Origin of the sequence: uncultured Comamonas sp. (genome assembly GCF_964277875.1) — a bacterium.
In the GTDB taxonomy this organism is placed as follows: domain Bacteria; phylum Pseudomonadota; class Gammaproteobacteria; order Burkholderiales; family Burkholderiaceae_C; genus Comamonas; species Comamonas sediminis.
Window position 1 is genome coordinate 159992 of sequence record NZ_CAXYJV010000038.1, and the last position, 16206, is coordinate 176197.

Below are 16206 nucleotides of genomic sequence, written 5' to 3' on the forward strand. Positions count from 1 at the left end.
CCCCTCTGGCCTCAGCGCCGTCTTGGCCCAAACCCGCAATGCCACGCAGGGAAGGCCGGGTCGCGACAATATCAGCCAAATTTGGCTATTCAAAGATTTCGATAAGCATGCGAGATATCAAGAACATGGACCTCAACCTGCTCAAGGCGCTGGACGCACTGCTCGATGAGCGCAGCGTGACCCGCGCCGCTGGCAGGCTGGGGCTGACCCAGCCGGCGATGAGCGGCATGCTGCAGCGGCTGCGCGAGAGTTTTGCCGACCCCTTGTTTGCGCGCGTCCAGCGCGGCATGGTGCCCACGCAGCGCGCGCTGGATCTGGCCTTGCCGATCAAGCAGATGCTCTGCGAGATCGATGCACTGCTACAGCCACCGGTGTTTGACCCCAGCACCGCCCGGCTCACCTTCCGCATTGCCGCGACCGACTATGCGCTGCGCGCCATTGCCGTGCCGTTTTTGGCGGCCTTGAAACGCCAGGCGCCGAGCATCCGCGTGTCACTGATCCCGCTGGAGCCGCGCCTGGTGCAGGGCCAGCTGGAGCGCGGTGATATCGACCTGGCGTTTTTGACCGGCGACAACACGCCGCAGGACATGCATGCGCGCCAGCTGTTCCAGGAGCACTATGTCTGCGTGATGCGCGAGGGCCACGCCGCTGCGGGCCGCAAGCTCAGCGTCAAGCAGTTCTGCGCGCTGGACCATGCGCTGGTGTCGTATGAGGGCGGCGGCTTCCACGGCGTGGTGGATGAGGCGCTGGAGAAGCTGGGCCAGCGCCGCGAGGTCACCTTGTCGCTCAAATGCTTTGTGGTGTTGCCCGACATCCTGCGCTCCAGCGATATGGTGGCCGTGCTGCCCAGCCGCCTGGTGGCAGGCATGGAGGGGCTGTCGGTCTGCAAGCCGCCGGTGGAGGTGCCAGGGTTCAGCCAGTTGGCCGTCTGGCATGAGCGCAGCCACCACGACCCGGCACAGCGCTGGCTGCGTGAGTTGCTGTTTGCATCCATGCCGGCGATGCAGTAGCCCCGCAAACGAGGGGTCACAGAGGTAGCGCAGGAAGGGGCTGATATCAGCCAGCCAGATGGCTGCCATAAAAAACCAGCATTTGGTTTATGGCCAGCGCGCCTCAATTGCGAGCGGTGGACGGCCTGCGCAGAGCCTTGCCCGGGACAGCCAATGCCTGCCCTGGTAGATGCCAAACAGTCTGCGGCGCGGCAGGCTGCACGGCCGACCCATTCCCTCTTTTCTTTTGTATATCCAGCATATCCATGTCTGCCCTGTTTACCCCCTTCACCCTCAAAGACGTCACCCTGCGCAACCGCATTGCCGTGCCTCCGATGTGCCAGTACAGCGCCACCGATGGATTCACCAACGAATGGCACCAGGTGCACTACCCGTCGATCGCCCGGGGCGGCGCGGGTCTGGTGATTGTCGAGGCCACCGGCGTCTCGGCCGACGGCCGCATCAGCCCTGGCTGCCTGGGCCTTTGGGATGACGCCCATGTGCCCGGCCTGGCACGCATCGCTGCCGGCATCGAGGCCGCAGGCGCTGTGCCCGGCATCCAGATTGCCCACGCCGGCCGCAAGGCCAGCGCCAACAGCCCTTGGGAAGGCGACGACCATATCCCCGAGAGCGACCCGCGCGCCTGGCCAACCATTGCCCCCTCGGCCATCGCCTTTGGTGGTGATCTGGGCCGCGTGCCGCGCGAGATGACCCTGGCCGATATCGCGCGCGTCAAGGCTGACTTTGTCGCCGCCGCCCGCCGCGCACTGGCCGCCGGCTTCAAATGGCTGGAGCTGCACTTTGCCCATGGTTACCTTGCCCAGAGCTTTTTCTCGGCCCATTCCAACCAGCGCAAGGATGCCTATGGCGGCAGCTTTGACAACCGCGCCCGCTTTGCGCTGGAAACGCTGGCCGCCGTGCGCGAAGTGTGGCCCGAGAACCTGCCGCTGACCGCCCGCTTTGGCGTCATTGAATACGATGGCCGCGATGAAGAAACCCTGGCTGAATCGATCGAGCTGGTGCGCCGCATGCGCGAAGGCGGACTGGACCTGCTCAATGTCAGCGTGAACTTTGTCATCCCCGGCGTGCAGATCCCGTGGGGCGAGCCCGCCTTCCTGGCCCCGATTGCCGCCCGCGTCAGCCGCGAAGCCGGCCTGCCCGTCGCATCGAGCTGGGGCATTGACGACGCCGAGCTGGCCGAGCGCGTCGTGGCCGACGGCCAGATGTCGCTGGTGATGATGGGCCGCTCGATGCTGGCCAACCCGCACTACCCCTACACGCTGGCCCAGCAACTCAAGGCAGCGCGGCCTGACTGGGTACTGCCGGCCCCCTACGCGCATTGGCTGGAGCGCTACCGGGGCGCTGGCAAACAGGCAGCCACTGCCTGATCGCTGCATCCCTGCGCGGCCGTGGCCGCGCAGGCCTTTGCCCGCTTAACGGGTACAGCGGGCGCAGCACAGGGCGCAGTTGCCGCCCGTCCAAGCCAATGCCCGCCGGGCTGTACAGCGGGAACTGCTGGCGCCATGATGCAGCCGGTGTGCGGGGAGACCGGGGGCCAAAGCGCGGCCTGGGGCGCACCGCGCCGCGCGGCCTTCGATGGCGCTCTCCTCGCCGGCGATTTATCCAAAAGCCATTAAAGCCAATCCAAACGGCGCATAACCATCGCCATTGATGTGGCAAGAATGCATCGGCACCGCACTATTTCCTCGCCCCCCGGTAAGCCGGGCCAGTACCGGCATGCGTTGCCTACCGAGGTGTCTGCTTACTGCGTGTCCCAGCCTCCGTCTTCGCGCATGGCAGGCCGGCGCTGCACCGGACCTGGCGTCTGGGCCATGGCAAGGCGCTATTTGATCTGCATCAACAACGGGCCGCTGAAAGATTTCGCCTGTGCTGTCCTACATGCAGATTTTTTCCGTCTCAGTTAATGTGGTCGGCGCCCAATGCAAACAATTCTTAACACGCTGTACACCGCTTTGATGGCTTCGGGGCGGTAGGGCAGCCTTCTTTTGACCTGAAAGGCTCGTATGGATTGGCTCAGAGGTATCTTGCACCAGGCGCCGGAGATTGCGCTGTTTGCAGCGCTCGCACTAGGCTACGGCATCGGCAAGCTGCGGTTCGGTTCGTTCCAGCTGGGGGGGGTGGCAGGATCGCTGTTGGCAGCGGTGCTGATCAGCCAGGTGGGGGTCCAGATCGATTCGGGCATCAAGGCGGTGCTGTTTGCGCTGTTCATCTATGCGGTGGGTTTCGAGAGCGGGCCCCAGTTCTTCCGATCTCTGGGGCGGCAGTCGATCAAGGAGATCCTGATGGCGGCGGTGGTCGCCATCTCAGGCCTGGTCACCGTCGTGGTGCTGGCGCGGGTCTTCCACCTGGACAAGGGCCTGGCCGCAGGGCTGGCCGCTGGCGGGATGACGCAGTCGGCCATCATCGGCACGGCGGGCTCGGCCATCGAGAAGCTGGGCCTGGCGGCCGATGAGGTGCAGCGCATGCAGGCCAATGTGGCCATCGGCTATGCGGTGACCTATATCTTTGGCTCGTTCGGCGCCATCTTGCTGTGCGTGAATGTGCTGCAGTGTCTGACCGGCCGCAAGATCCATGACGATGCCATCCAGGCCGAGCAGGAAATGCTCAAGGGCGTGCACGTCTATGGCGCAGGTGAATCGCCTGCGGCGCCCGATCTGGTGGGCCGCATCTTCAAGGTCCGGCAATCGGGCCGCACCGTGGCCGAGCTGGAAGCCAGCGCGCCGCAAGGCTCGGTCACCATCGAGCGTATCCGCCGCAAGAATGCCTTGGTGGGGGTGGACCCCCAGCTGGTGCTGGAAGCGGGCGACATAGTGCTGCTGGTGGGCCGGCGCGCAGCGGTGGTGGCGCTGGGTGCCAACATCGGCGATGAGCTGCAAAGCGCCGAAGACATGGACGTGGTGATGGTGCGCCGCGATGTGTCCATCACCAACAGCCAGTACCTCAACCGCAGCGTCAAGGACATCCTCGACAGCCTGACGCCCGAGTTCAAGCACGGCGTCTATGCGGTGGCGCTGACCCGCTCGGGCTCGCCGTTGCCGATCACCCCTACCACCTTGATCGTGCCCGGCGATGTGGTGACCTTGTTTGGCACGCCGCAGGATGTGCAGAATGCCGCGCAGTCGGTGGGGCCCATCCTCATCCCCAGCGACAAGACGGACTTTGTCTTCCACGGTCTGGGCATCACCGTGGGGCTGCTGATCGGTCTGCTGGTGCTGCGCATCGGCTCGATCCCGATCACCCTGGGCAGCGGCGGTGGCGCCCTGCTCGCGGGGCTGCTGTTTGGCTGGTGGCGCAGCCGCAAGCACACCTTGGGCAATATGCCGACTGCGGCCTCTACCCTGCTGCGTGATCTGGGCCTGGCCGGCTTTGTGGCCATGGTGGGCCTGCAATCGGGCCAGCAGGCGGTAAGCACCGTGATGGAGCAAGGCCTGAGCCTGTTCCTGATGGGCATGGTGGTGACCATCGTGCCGCTGCTGATTGCGATGCTGTTTGGCAAGTATGTGCTGCGCTATGAGAACGTCGCCATCTTTGCAGGGGCCCTGTCGGGCGCACGCAGTGCCAACCCCGCCTTTGGCGAGGTGCTGGACAAGGCGGGCAACGCCATCCCCACGGTGCCGTTTGCTATCACCTATGCGCTGGCCAACGTGTTTCTGACACTGCTGGGTCCGCTGGTGATCGCTTTTGCCTGAGCGGCGCTGCGCCCTCTCACGGATCCATTGACACACCGGCGGCACCGTGCCGCCTCCCCGTTTCCCGTTTATCCCGTTTTTCAACGACTGCAAGGAGTTGCACCATGTCTCAGGACTACCAGCGTCTGGCCCATTTGAGCCCGTTCGAGCTCAAGGATGAATTGATCAAGGTGGCATCGGGAAAGGCCAACCGGCTGATGCTCAACGCCGGGCGTGGCAACCCGAACTTTCTGGCGACAACGCCCCGGCGCGCCTTCTTCCGCCTGGGGCTGTTTGCAGCGGCTGAGTCCGAGCTGTCGTATTCGTACATGACGGCCGGCATCGGCGGCCTGGCCAATATCGAAGGCATCGAAAACCGCTTCGAGCGCTACACCGCCGAACACCGCGACCAGGAAGGTGTGCGCTTTCTGGCCAAGTCGCTCAGCTATGTGCGGGACCAGCTGGGCCTAGACCCGGCCGCCTTTCTGCATGAGATGGTGGACGGCATCCTGGGATGCAACTACCCGGTGCCGCCACGCATGCTGACCGTGAGTGAGAAGATCGTGCGCCAGTACATCGTGCGCGAGATGGCCGGCGGCGCGGTGCCGGTGGAGTCGGTCGATTTGTTTGCGGTCGAGGGTGGCACCGCCGCGATGGCCTATATCTTCGAGAGCCTGCGCATCAGCGGCCTGCTCAAGGCCGGCGACAAGGTCGCCATCGGCATGCCGGTGTTCACACCGTATATCGAGATCCCGGAGCTGGCCCAGTACGCGCTGGAGGAGGTACCCATCCATGCCGATCCGGACAATGGCTGGCAGTACTCCGATGCGGAGCTGGACAAGCTGCGCGACCCGGCCGTCAAGATCTTCTTCTGCGTCAACCCGAGCAACCCGCCGTCGGTCAAGATGGACCAGCGCAGCCTGGAGCGCATCAAGACCATCATTGCCGACCACCGGCCCGATCTGATGGTGCTGACCGACGATGTCTACGGCACCTTTGCCGATGACTTCCAATCGCTGTTCTCGGTCTGCCCGCACAACACCTTGCTGGTTTACTCCTTCTCCAAGTACTTTGGTGCCACGGGCTGGCGCCTGGGCGTGATTGCCGCGCACAAGGAGAACGTCTTCGACAAGGCGCTGGCCCAGTTGCCCGAGAGCGCCAAGCTCGAGCTGGACCACCGCTACCGCTCTCTGCTGCCCGATGTGCGATCGCTCAAATTCATCGACCGCCTGGTGGCCGACAGCCGCGTGGTGGCGCTGAACCATACGGCCGGCCTGTCGACCCCGCAACAGGTGCAGATGGTGCTGTTCTCGCTGTTTGCGCTGATCGATGAAGCCGACGCCTACAAGCAGGCGCTCAAACAGCTGATCCGCCGCCGCGAGGCCACCCTGTACCGCGAGCTGGGCATGCCGCCGCTGCACAACCCCAACTCCGTCAACTACTACACTTTGATCGACCTGCAGAGCGTGACCTGCAGGCTTTATGGCCAAGCGTTTTCGGACTGGGCAGTGCAGCAGTCCTCGACCGGCGACATGCTGTTCCGCATTGCCGATGAAACCGGTATCGTGCTGCTGCCAGGCCGGGGTTTTGGCTCCGACAGGCCATCGGGCCGGGCATCGCTTGCCAACCTGAACGAGTATGAATACGCCGCCATCGGCCGCGCGTTGCGCAAGATGGTGGATGAACTGTATGCGCAGTTCCAGGCCCAGGCGGGCGGCAAGGGCGGCGCCGCTTAAGCGCGGCGCAGGCGCAGCGCGGGCGCAGCGCTGGCCCGCGCTGCACTGCCCTCGCCTGCCCCACCTCCGCTGCAGCAGACCCCTGCAGCAGGCCGCTAGAACAGCTCCTGCTGCATCGAGGTCAGACTGCTGAAGTCCTCCCCCAATGGCTGCAGGATCGAATCGGCAATCGGCTGCAGCTGCTTGCTCAGGTAGTGCTCGTAGTCGATCGGCGACTGGCGCACCTCCAACGGCTCGGGCCCGCTTTTGCCCATCACATAGCGGATCCAGCCACCGCTTTGGTATTGCAGCGGGCGGCCCAGGCGCCGGTTGTAGTCATCGGCCATGCGGGCGGCACGCACCTGCGGCGGCAGGTTGGCCACATAGGCATCGAGCCGGTGGCGCAGGCGCTTGCGGTAGACGAGCAAATCATCCTTCTGGCCCGCCAAGGTGGCCTGTGCATAGCCGATGACAAAGTCGCGGTAGGGCAGCCCCTGGAAGACGCGCGAGAGCAGCCCTTCCTGGAACTGGCGCGCCAACGGCGTCCAGTCGCTGCGCGCCATCTCCAGGCCCCGGTAGACCATGGCCTCCTTGCCATCGGCATCCACACTCAGGCCTGCATAGCGCTTTTTGCTGCCCACGTCCGAGCCCCGGATGGTGGGCATGAAGAACTTCTTGTAGTGCGTGTCGAACTCGATCTCAAGAAAGCTCTCCAGGTTCTGTTCCTGGCGCAGGCCTTGCGTCCACCAGGCATTGATATCGCTGACCAGCGATGTGGCGACCGCATGGGCCTCCTGGTTGCTGTGGGCGCGCCCCAGCCAGATGAAGATCGAATCCGTATCGCCGTAGATGACCTCGTAGCCGCGCTGCTGCACCAGCGCCTTGGTGCGCTTGACCATCTCATGGCCGCGCAAGGTGATCGACGAGATCAGCGCCGGGTTGAAGAAGCGGCATTCGGTCGCACCCAGCACCCCGGCAAAGGAGTTCATCACCAGCTTGAGCGCCTGCGACAGCGGCTCGTTTCTGCTGCGCTTGGCCTCATCGCGTGCGCGCCAGAGCGTGGTGACGATCTCGGGCAGGCAGTGCTTGTCGCGCGAGAAGCGCGTGTCCATCGGCCCGTGGATCAGTGACGCGGTATCGCTGGCATGCAGGCCTTCGGCCAGGCCCACCGGGTCAACCAGGTAGGTACGGATGATCGAGGGGTAGAGACTTTTGTAATCGAGCACCACCACCGAGTCATAAAAGCCCGGCCGCGAATCCAGCACATAGCCGCCCGGCGAGGACTTGCCGCGCACATCGCCCACATTGGGCGCCACATAACCTTGGCGGTGCATGCGCGGCAGGTAGTGGTGGCTGAACGCCGCTATCGAGCCGCCAAACTGGTCCAGCTGCAGGCCGGTCGCATGCGCCCGCTCCATCGCAAACTGCAGCAGTTGGGCCTTGTCAAAAATGCGCAGCACCAGCTCGCAATCGCGGATGTTGTAGACCGCCAGCGCAGGCTTGTCCTTTTGGTAGCGGCGCTCGATCTCGGCCATCTTGTCGTACTCGTCGCCAATGTCCTTGCCCTCGCCCAGCAAGGCCTGAGCCACGTTCTCCAGGCTGAATGACGGAAAGCTCCACACCGCCGCCCGCAAGGCCTCGATGCCATCGATGACCGCGCGGCCGGGCATCGGCGCAAACCAATAATCTTGCTTGCCCGGATGCGCCCGCCAGGCAATGGGCCGGCCCTCGCGCCCCAGCAGCAGCGGGGTGGCGCAGTCGTCTGCGGTCTTTTGCAGCACCCGCAGGTCGAACTGGACCACATTCCAGCCGACGATGACATCCGGGTCATGGCGCGCAAACCAGTCGTTGAGCTGCTCGATCATCGCCTTGCGGCTGGCGCAATACACCAGCCTGAAATCGCGGGCGGGTTCGAGGGGGCCAGCCTGCCCACCGGGCGCCGGCGCATCGCCGAGCATGAACACCACCCGCTGGCCTGCGCCATCGAGCGCAATCGAATACAGATCCTGGTGCTGGCTGGTTTCAATATCGAGCGACACCAGCTTGAGCGCCGGCCGGTACGCCGCTGCGGGCAGCAGCTTGCAGTCCACCACCGTGCTGCCCTGCAACAGCCCGCCTTCGACCTGCACGCCAGCGGTGATAAAGCGCTCCATCAAATAGCGCTCGTGGGGGCGCACATCGGCCTCCAGCAGCGATACCCCTATCTGCTTTAAGCCACGCGCGAGCTTGCCCAACTGCCGGTAGTGCTTGGCATAGACGCCCAGCACCGGCTCCTGCTGAAAACTCCTGAGGGCCAGCTCACGCAGATCCGTATCGGGCATCGCCAGCAACTGCGTCTGCACCACCACCCGGTGCCGCGCCTCGACAAACGCCACCGAGGCCTGCCGGGTCAGCAGCACTTTCAGCGGACCGCCATCGGTCGCCAGCCAGTACTCAATCTCGGTGCCCGCAGCCGTGTCCCGCCAATGGCGGGTCAGGATGAAACCTTGGAGGGGGGTGGAGGGCACGGTAGACGAAGCAAACAGAAGGGAGCCGACAGCAGCGCCTTCTATTGTCGTCGCTCAGTGCAGAGCTCGCGCCCGACTGGCGGAATTCTGAGATGGCACTGGCCTTTCTTGATTCCTCGAAGATAGGGAGTTGCTGGACCAAGCCTCAAGAGCAGCTCGGGTGAGGAATATTCTCAAAAAACCGAATTCTCTCACCCTCGAAGATAGAAATGCATATTACCAAGCCAGCTATCACCGCATATTGCCACCACAGCACGACTGGGTTTCGATGCATTTGGGCTGAATGCTAATCCCTAGTGTATTGAAGTAATATTTTTCAGCTGCTTTTGAGTTTGGTTTTTTAGGCCAATTTATGTATTCAACTTTAACCCCCTCTGGAACCAATGGAGTGAGTAATTTAGAAATATTACTCAAACGTTTGGCAGAAACATTTTCAGTATTTTTATCATTTACACTGTAATTTGCGAAAACCAAAACTGAGCTAATTCCATAAAAATCTCTCAAATCAATAAACCATAGCACTACATTACGCGCTGTGGACGTGCCAATGGTAGTACTTCCCTCCTCGAACTCAATGAACTGCTGCAGACCACCTAGCTTACACGCAACGGCAGGAGAGTTTACAATGAAAGATAAAGCAATGAAAATACATCTGATAGCATTCATTTTAAAATCCAATATTTAAAAAAATTAGTCAATACCCAATATATACGCAGCCAAGCTATCCGCATTCATTTTCGCTTTAGCATTACTGAAATTTTTAGCTGCATTGAACACACCATTAAAACTATCGATAGAGCCTGCAACATCATAGAAATGTGTTACCTCATGAATAAGTGTCAACAACTGCGAGTCTTTCTGCCCAAACTCTGAGCCACCGTATGAATAACCCATTTTCGGCAATTCAAAAAATCCCATATTTATAGCAATACGATGAGCCAAAATATCCGTCGGGCAAACTGCAGCAAGCACTCCCGTCAATACCATACCTTGCCCGGGCAAACAACCTGATCGCACGCTATTCTCTTGTGTGTTGTACTCAAAATTTTCAGGAGTGAGGGATCTCAGAACCCTTATGACTGAATCCAATATTGCAAGCAAGTAGTTGCGGATATCTCCATCTGCACTATTGAACCATTTTTTGGTTCTTTCTTTGCTAGTTTCATCCCAACGCGATAGCTCAGCATGCCTGTCTTGCGCATAGCCTATCGCAGAGTCACGCAAACTCATCATCAACTCACCAAACTGCCGCCCCTTTACGTCATAGCAAATATTAACGACCCCATCCCATTCAGGAGCATCTAAAGGAGACTGCTTGTGCGCCATGTGAGACTGATAGGGATCGCAGCCGCCATTAGATCCACAACTAGGTGCTTGGTGTATACCATTGGCATAGAATGGATCTCTTCCAAACCCATTGGGTCCTGGAACATTTACACCCAAAGGTCCAGGGACTTTGAATATTGGCATACCTTCTCCATTTGCAAGCATTAAAAATCATAGAGTCGTGAAAAGAATTTGCAACGCTTAATTAATTAATGGATTAAAAATTTTTAAATTCTCACCTCTAAATCATTTATACATAAAATAGCTGATAGCATCATCGGTATCTCCCACCACAACATGAGTTAGTCTCCGCACATAGAGGCTGAATTCCTACATTAACGACACTCAGCCAATAAGGCCACATAACTTTTGGAGTATTTTTTAATTCTGAATCACCGTATTTTATTTCCGAGCCGTTTTTATTCAGGGCCTCTAGCAATCGTTGTATGCTTTCACGACGAGCTAACGAGATTGCATGGGTTCGGCTATCACCAGCTATTGAACTAGTGAACGCATAGGCGTAACTGATACCAATACCATCCCGCAAATCTATAAACCACTCTGCCAGTTTGCGCGCTTCCGTCGCACTCATTGAAGTGCTGTCGTCACCGTATTTCACGTCATATTGCAGTCCTGCAAGACTGCATGCCGAGGCAGAGAATGAAATGAACATCAACAAATAAAGATATATTTTTATTGAATTAAATCTCATATCAAACCAAGCTTTCATGAAGGAATCGTCACCAAGACTACCATGATTGGTTTAGAAAAACTATCGTGCAATTAACTGTATGTGCTTAATACAGACATATACCAAATTAAATAGGTCGATGTGTTAATGGATAGACAGCGCGAATTCGAGATTAAGTCTTCAAGAAGTCATTTTGAAGTCTAAGATGCTATGCGCAGGGAAAAGAGAGTACCGGCCGGCCTTAGCACTGAGCCCGGGAAGGGCGCGACCGATATATCAAGTGCTATACCTGCGACTATCGTTAGAGAAGGTGTTACATCCAATTAACGAACACACTTCATCACACTCCAATGGGGCGCCTGTAGCCCTGCAGAATCGGTCAGAGGAGAAGACAAGCTGATGTTGCGAGGCAGTCGGCCCGTGAAGCGGCGACGTGCGCGCTGGCGCGTGCAGAGAGAGAAACGGCATTGAGCATTGTTAAGGCCCTTGAACACATGCGCGCAATAAAAGAAAAAGGACTTAGCTCTCTCGAGCTAAGTCCTTGTCTTTTTGGTCGGAATGGCGGGATTCGAACTCGCGACCCCTTGCACCCCATGCAAGTGCGCTACCAGGCTGCGCTACATTCCGAAGACTTGAATTATATACCTAGTTTTCCGGGTCTCCGGAAAGAATGCGACGAATTTCTTGCAACTCGACCGCGGCCTGCTGCCAGCTCAGCGGTTCAGCGCTTTCGGGCATGCCGGCAGCCAGCGCATCGGCGCCCTCTTCCTGCAGCGCGAACATGCTGTCGTCTTCCAGCGCATCGAGCATGGCCTGGCCGCGCGGCAGCGACTGGAGCTGGTTGCGCGCGCCGCTGATCGTGAAGCCGCGCTCATAGAGCAGCTCACGGATGCGGCGGATCATCAGCACCTCATGGTGCTGGTAGTAGCGGCGGTTGCCCCGGCGCTTGACCGGGCGCAGCTGCGTGAACTCCTGCTCCCAGTAGCGCAGCACATGCGGCTTGACGTCGCATAGCACCGATACCTCACCGATGGTGAAGTAGCGCTTGGCAGGGATGGGGGGCAGCTGTTTTTCCATGGACAAATTGTAAACAGCCGCGAAAGCGGCCGTGTTGCATATAGGCGAAAGCGGGCAATGGCGGGACCGTCAGTGCTGGTGCGCTGGCGCCCCATGCTCACAGGGCCTGCGTCATCCCATGTCGGCCGGAGCCTGCACCGAATCCTTGAGCTTGCCGCTGGCATGGAAGGTCACCACGCGGCGCGCCTCGATCGGCACCTCTTCTCCGGTGCGCGGATTGCGGCCGGGGCGGGCCTTCTTCATGCGCACCTGGAAGTTGCCAAAGCTCGACAGCTTCACATCTTCGCCCTTGATCAAGCTCTCCGAGATCAGGTCGAAAAAGGCATCGACCATGTCCTTGGCTTCGCGCTTGTTCAGGCCGATGTTGTCAAACAGCATGTCGGCCAGCTGCGCCTTGGTCAGCGCAGGTTGTTCCAGGCTCTCAACGGTGAATTCCATATAGCAATCCTCGCGTGTGGGATCAGCGCAGACGCGCACCCAGGCTTTGTGTGAGTTGTTCCACCACGGCCTGCACGGCCGCTTCGATCTCGGTGTCTTCCAGCGCGCGCTCGTCGTGGCCCAGGCTCAGACGCACGGCCAGGCTCTTCTCGTCCTGGGCCAGGCTGCCGGCGGCGGCCTCTTCACCGGCCTTGAGCTTCTTGGGCCGGAACACGTCGAACAGCACGGCACTGCGCAGGATAGCACCTGCGCTGGCAGCCGTGATGGCCTGCATGATCTGGGCGTGGGTAACGGCTTCCTTGACGACGACGGCGATGTCGCGCTCGACCACCTGGTGCTTGGCCACCGGTGCGAACACCGGCACCTGGCGTGCCAGCACGGCATCGAGGGCCAGCTCGAACATCACCGGCGCCTGGGCCAGATCCCATTGCTGGCGCCACTGGGGGTGCAGCTCGCCGACAAAGCCGATGGCCTTGCCATCCAGCAGCACGCGGGCGCAACGGCCGGGGTGCAGCGCGGGGTGCTCGGCCGCTTCAAACACCGGCTTGAGCGGCGCGAGCAGTGCCTCGACATCGCCCTTGACGTCGTAGAAATCGACCTTGGTCTCGTCGCGGCCCCATTGCAGCTGGTCGGCTGCGCCGTAGGCCAGGCCGGCCACGCGCATGGGCTGGTGGAAGCCCTTGACGGTGGTGTCAGACTCGGCGACCGAGTCGTCCTTGAAGAACACGCGGCCCAGCTCGAACACGCGCACGCGCTGTGCCTTGCGGTCCACATTGAACTTGAGCACCTGCAGCAGCGAGCCCAGCAAAGACGAGCGCATCACGCTCAGGTGGCTGGCGATGGGGTTGAGCAGCTTGATGGCATCTTGGTTGCCGGCCAGCTCTTGCTCCCACTTTTCTTCGACAAAGCTGAAGTTGATGGTCTCCTGGTAGCCCAGGCCGGCCAGCACATGGCGCACGGCGTAAGGGCTGCGGGAATTCTCGGCACGCAGCTTGGGCGAGATCGGCGCCAGCGGCTTGCTGGTGGGCAGGTTCTCGTAGCCAATCATCCGTGCGATTTCTTCAACCAGGTCTTCTTCCAGGTTGATGTCGAAACGGAAGGTGGGCGCGGTCACGCTGATCACGCCTTCTTGCACCACGGTGGCAGGCAGGCCCAGGCCGTTCAGCGCATCCAGGCATTGCTGCTGGGTCACCGGCATGCCGATGACCTTGGCCGCACGTGCCACACGCAGCTGCACCGTCTTGGGCGCAGGCATGTTGGGCTGCTGGTCGTCCATGGCAGCCACCTGCGTCTCAGACGTGCCGCAGATCTCCAGCACCAGCTGGGTGATGCGCTCGATATGCTCGGTGGTGAACTGGGGGTCCACACCGCGCTCGAAGCGGTGGCCCGCGTCGGTCGAGAAGTTGAAGTGGCGCGAGCGGCCGGCCACCGCCTTGGGGAACCAGAAGGCCGCTTCGATGTAGATGTTCCTGGTGTCATCGGACACGGCCGTGGCGTCGCCACCCATGATGCCGGCCAGCGACTCCAGGCCGTGCGCGTCCGCGATCACGCCGACCTTGAGGAAGTCGTCAATGGTGATGGTGTTGCCGTTGAGCAGCTTGAGCGTCTCGCCCTGCTTGCCCCAGCGCACGCTCAGGCCGCCGCTGATCTTGTCCAGATCGAAGATGTGGCTGGGACGGCCCAGCTCGAACATCACGTAGTTGGAGATGTCGACCAGCGGGCTGACAGCGCGCTGGCCGCAGCGGGCCAGGCGGTCCACCATCCACTGCGGGGTCTTGACCTGGGTGTTGACGTTGCGCACGATGCGGCCGGAGAAACGGCCGCACAGGTCGGTCGCCTCGATCTTGACGGGCAGCTTGTCTTGCGAAGCCACCGCAGCGGCCGGGAAGGACAGAGCCTTGAGGGGCGTGCCGGTCAGTGCCGACAGCTCGCGCGCCACGCCGTAGACCGACAGGCAATGCGCCAGGTTGGGCGTGAGCTTGAGGGTGAACAAGGTGTCGTCGAGGTTCAGGTACTCGCGCACGTTCTGGCCCAGCGGCGCATCGGCGGGCAGCTCCAGCAGACCGCCGTGGTCATCGGCAATGCCCAGCTCCTTGGCCGAGCACAGCATGCCAAAGCTTTGCACGCCGCGCAGCTTGCCGATCTTGATCTTGAAAGGCTTGCCGTCTGCGCCGGGTGGCAGCTCGGCGCCCACGGTGGCGCAGGGGATGCGGATGCCGACGCGCGCATTGGGCGCGCCGCAAACGATGTTCAGCAGCTCAGGGCCGCCCACATCGACCTGGCAGACGCGCAGGCGGTCGGCATCGGGGTGCTGCACGGCTTCTTTGATCTCACCGACAACGATGCCGGTGAACGGAGGCGCGACAGGGTCGAGCTCTTCGACCTCGAGACCCGCCATGGTCAAGGTATCGGCCAGCTCTTGGGTGGTCAGCGACGGGTTGCAGTATTGGCGCAACCAGGATTCAGGAAATTGCATAGTCGGACTCTTTGGCGTTCAGGCCTGCAGTGCCATATCGGGCATCGGCAGGCAGGGCGTTCTTGCGTTTCAATGGGGAGCGGGTGGCAGCACCTGCTGCCCGGGCGCTGGGGATGGCATCGCCCATCTGCAGCACCGCCCGCTCCGTTTTCATGACTGGAACTGCGACAGGAAACGGATGTCGCCGTCAAAGAACAGGCGCAGGTCATTGACGCCATAACGCAGCATGGTCAGGCGGTCAGGGCCCATGCCAAAGGCAAAGCCAATGTATTTCTCGGGGTCCAGGCCCATGTTGCGCACCACGTTGGGGTGCACCTGGCCAGCGCCCGAGACTTCCAGCCAGCGGCCGGCCAGCGGCCCGCTCTGGAACTGGATGTCGATCTCGGCCGAGGGCTCGGTGAACGGGAAGAAGCTGGGGCGGAAGCGCAGCACCAGGTCATCCTGCTCGAAGAAGGTCTTGCAGAAGTCGGTGAACACGACCTTGAGGTCCTTGAAGCTCACGTTCTCGCCGATCCACAGGCCTTCGCACTGGTGGAACATCGGCGAGTGGGTGGCGTCCGAATCCACGCGGTAGGTACGCCCCGGGGCGATCACGCGGATCTCGGGCATGGTCTGGCCCGCGTCGATCAGGTTGCGGTAGCGCTTGACGTGCTGCACGGCATGGCGCACCTGCATCGGGCTGGTGTGCGTGCGCAGCAGATTGGGCGCGTGCTGCATGCCGCCTTCCACATAGAAGGTGTCGTGCATGGAGCGCGCGGGATGGTCTTCCGGCGTGTTGAGCGCGGTGAAGTTGAACCAGTCGGATTCGATCTCGGGGCCTTCGGCCACATCGAAGCCCATGGAGCCGAAGATGCCTTCGATGCGCTCCATCGTGATGGACACCGGGTGCAGACCACCGCTGCCACGGCGGCGGCCGGGCAGGGTTACATCCAGCACTTCGGCCTTGAGGTGGGCTTGCAGCTCGGCATCGGCCAGCGCCTTGCGGCGCGCCGTCAAGGCCGCCTCAATCGCCTGCTTGGCCACATTGATGGCGGCGCCGCGCGATTTTTTCTCTTCGACGGAAAGCTGTGCCATGCCCTTCATGAGTTCGGTCATCTTGCCCGACTTGCCCAGAAACTGCGCCTTGGCGTTTTCCAGATCAGCGGGGGTATGGGCCTGCGCAAACAACTGTTGCGCGCTTTCGACCAGAGAATCCAACTCGTTCATATCGACTCTTATCGACTTTGGTGCCGGGCCGCCAAAAGCAGCCTGGCGATAAAAAAACAAGGGCTAGCGCCTTTTCAAGCCCTAGCCCTTGC

Annotated in this window: 13 protein-coding genes and 1 tRNA gene; 4 read left to right on the forward strand and 10 right to left on the reverse strand. The window is 61.0% G+C overall.

Annotation, left to right across the window (positions count from 1 at the left end; translation table 11 throughout):
* Positions 1-107 precede the first annotated feature (107 nt).
* The 4 genes from ACHWUQ_RS14330 (at position 108) to ACHWUQ_RS14345 (ending at position 6414) form a co-directional block, all read left to right on the forward strand.
* On the forward strand, positions 108-1010 hold the full coding sequence (locus tag ACHWUQ_RS14330; protein WP_394681537.1) for a LysR family transcriptional regulator: 903 nt from the start codon (positions 108-110) through the stop codon (positions 1008-1010).
* Between the two features lie 245 nt (positions 1011-1255).
* Positions 1256-2377 carry an NADH:flavin oxidoreductase/NADH oxidase gene (locus tag ACHWUQ_RS14335; protein WP_394681538.1) on the forward strand — a complete coding sequence of 374 codons (1122 nt, stop codon included), beginning with the start codon at positions 1256-1258 and terminating at the stop codon, positions 2375-2377.
* A gap of 636 nt (positions 2378-3013) precedes the next feature.
* Entirely contained in the window at positions 3014-4699 is a 1686-nt protein-coding gene (gene aspT, locus ACHWUQ_RS14340; RefSeq protein ID WP_394681539.1) for an aspartate-alanine antiporter, read from the forward strand.
* 104 nt (positions 4700-4803) lie between these two features.
* On the forward strand, positions 4804-6414 hold the full coding sequence (locus ACHWUQ_RS14345) for a bifunctional aspartate transaminase/aspartate 4-decarboxylase (protein ID WP_312410057.1): 1611 nt from the start codon (positions 4804-4806) through the stop codon (positions 6412-6414).
* Positions 6415-6509: 95 nt separating this feature from the next.
* Here ACHWUQ_RS14345 and ACHWUQ_RS14350 read toward each other — a convergent pair whose 3' ends face one another.
* The 10 genes from ACHWUQ_RS14350 to pheS all read right to left on the reverse strand — a co-directional run bounded on the left by ACHWUQ_RS14350 (position 6510) and on the right by pheS (position 16114).
* Positions 6510-8900, reverse strand: a complete 2391-nt coding sequence (locus ACHWUQ_RS14350; protein ID WP_394681540.1) for a DNA polymerase II — start codon at positions 8898-8900, stop codon at positions 6510-6512.
* Positions 8901-9131: 231 nt separating this feature from the next.
* Positions 9132-9566 carry a hypothetical protein gene (locus ACHWUQ_RS14355; RefSeq protein WP_394681541.1) on the reverse strand — a complete coding sequence of 145 codons (435 nt, stop codon included), beginning with the start codon at positions 9564-9566 and terminating at the stop codon, positions 9132-9134.
* 24 nt (positions 9567-9590) lie between these two features.
* Positions 9591-10370, reverse strand: coding sequence for a M35 family metallo-endopeptidase (locus ACHWUQ_RS14360; protein ID WP_394681542.1), 780 nt, complete (start codon positions 10368-10370; stop codon positions 9591-9593).
* A gap of 130 nt (positions 10371-10500) precedes the next feature.
* On the reverse strand, positions 10501-10956 hold the full coding sequence (locus ACHWUQ_RS14365; protein ID WP_312459172.1) for a hypothetical protein: 456 nt from the start codon (positions 10954-10956) through the stop codon (positions 10501-10503).
* A 511-nt stretch (positions 10957-11467) separates the two neighbouring features.
* A tRNA-Pro gene (locus ACHWUQ_RS14370) sits at positions 11468-11544 on the reverse strand.
* An 18-nt stretch (positions 11545-11562) separates the two neighbouring features.
* On the reverse strand, positions 11563-11994 hold the full coding sequence (locus ACHWUQ_RS14375; protein WP_239811227.1) for a MerR family transcriptional regulator: 432 nt from the start codon (positions 11992-11994) through the stop codon (positions 11563-11565).
* A gap of 111 nt (positions 11995-12105) precedes the next feature.
* Positions 12106-12432: an integration host factor subunit alpha gene (locus tag ACHWUQ_RS14380; RefSeq protein WP_239811226.1), complete on the reverse strand. Its 327-nt coding sequence runs from the start codon at positions 12430-12432 to the stop codon at positions 12106-12108.
* 22 nt (positions 12433-12454) lie between these two features.
* A complete protein-coding gene (pheT, locus tag ACHWUQ_RS14385; RefSeq protein ID WP_394681543.1) occupies positions 12455-14908 on the reverse strand; it encodes a phenylalanine--tRNA ligase subunit beta in 2454 nt (817 codons plus the stop codon).
* Positions 14895-15062 carry a hypothetical protein gene (locus ACHWUQ_RS14390; protein ID WP_394681544.1) on the reverse strand — a complete coding sequence of 56 codons (168 nt, stop codon included), beginning with the start codon at positions 15060-15062 and terminating at the stop codon, positions 14895-14897. The genes pheT and ACHWUQ_RS14390 overlap by 14 nt, the downstream gene beginning before the upstream one ends.
* Positions 15059-16114, reverse strand: coding sequence for a phenylalanine--tRNA ligase subunit alpha (pheS, locus tag ACHWUQ_RS14395; RefSeq protein WP_394681545.1), 1056 nt, complete (start codon positions 16112-16114; stop codon positions 15059-15061). Before pheS ends, ACHWUQ_RS14390 begins: the two co-directional genes overlap by 4 nt.
* Positions 16115-16206: the final 92 nt, after the last annotated feature.

Excerpts from the sequence above, each read along its gene's own strand:
- ACHWUQ_RS14330 (WP_394681537.1), top strand. The coding sequence starts at position 108 with ATGCGAGATATCAAGAACATGGACCTCAACCTGCTCAAGGCGCTGGAC.
- ACHWUQ_RS14335 (WP_394681538.1), top strand. The coding sequence starts at position 1,256 with ATGTCTGCCCTGTTTACCCCCTTCACCCTCAAAGACGTCACCCTGCGC.
- aspT (WP_394681539.1), top strand. The coding sequence starts at position 3,014 with ATGGATTGGCTCAGAGGTATCTTGCACCAGGCGCCGGAGATTGCGCTG.
- ACHWUQ_RS14345 (WP_312410057.1), top strand. The coding sequence starts at position 4,804 with ATGTCTCAGGACTACCAGCGTCTGGCCCATTTGAGCCCGTTCGAGCTC.
- ACHWUQ_RS14355 (WP_394681541.1), bottom strand. The coding sequence starts at position 9,566 with ATGAATGCTATCAGATGTATTTTCATTGCTTTATCTTTCATTGTAAAC.
- ACHWUQ_RS14360 (WP_394681542.1), bottom strand. The coding sequence starts at position 10,370 with ATGCCAATATTCAAAGTCCCTGGACCTTTGGGTGTAAATGTTCCAGGA.
- ACHWUQ_RS14365 (WP_312459172.1), bottom strand. The coding sequence starts at position 10,956 with ATGAAAGCTTGGTTTGATATGAGATTTAATTCAATAAAAATATATCTT.
- ACHWUQ_RS14375 (WP_239811227.1), bottom strand. The coding sequence starts at position 11,994 with ATGGAAAAACAGCTGCCCCCCATCCCTGCCAAGCGCTACTTCACCATC.
- ACHWUQ_RS14380 (WP_239811226.1), bottom strand. The coding sequence starts at position 12,432 with ATGGAATTCACCGTTGAGAGCCTGGAACAACCTGCGCTGACCAAGGCG.
- pheT (WP_394681543.1), bottom strand. The coding sequence starts at position 14,908 with ATGCAATTTCCTGAATCCTGGTTGCGCCAATACTGCAACCCGTCGCTG.
- ACHWUQ_RS14390 (WP_394681544.1), bottom strand. The coding sequence starts at position 15,062 with ATGAAAACGGAGCGGGCGGTGCTGCAGATGGGCGATGCCATCCCCAGC.
- pheS (WP_394681545.1), bottom strand. The coding sequence starts at position 16,114 with ATGAACGAGTTGGATTCTCTGGTCGAAAGCGCGCAACAGTTGTTTGCG.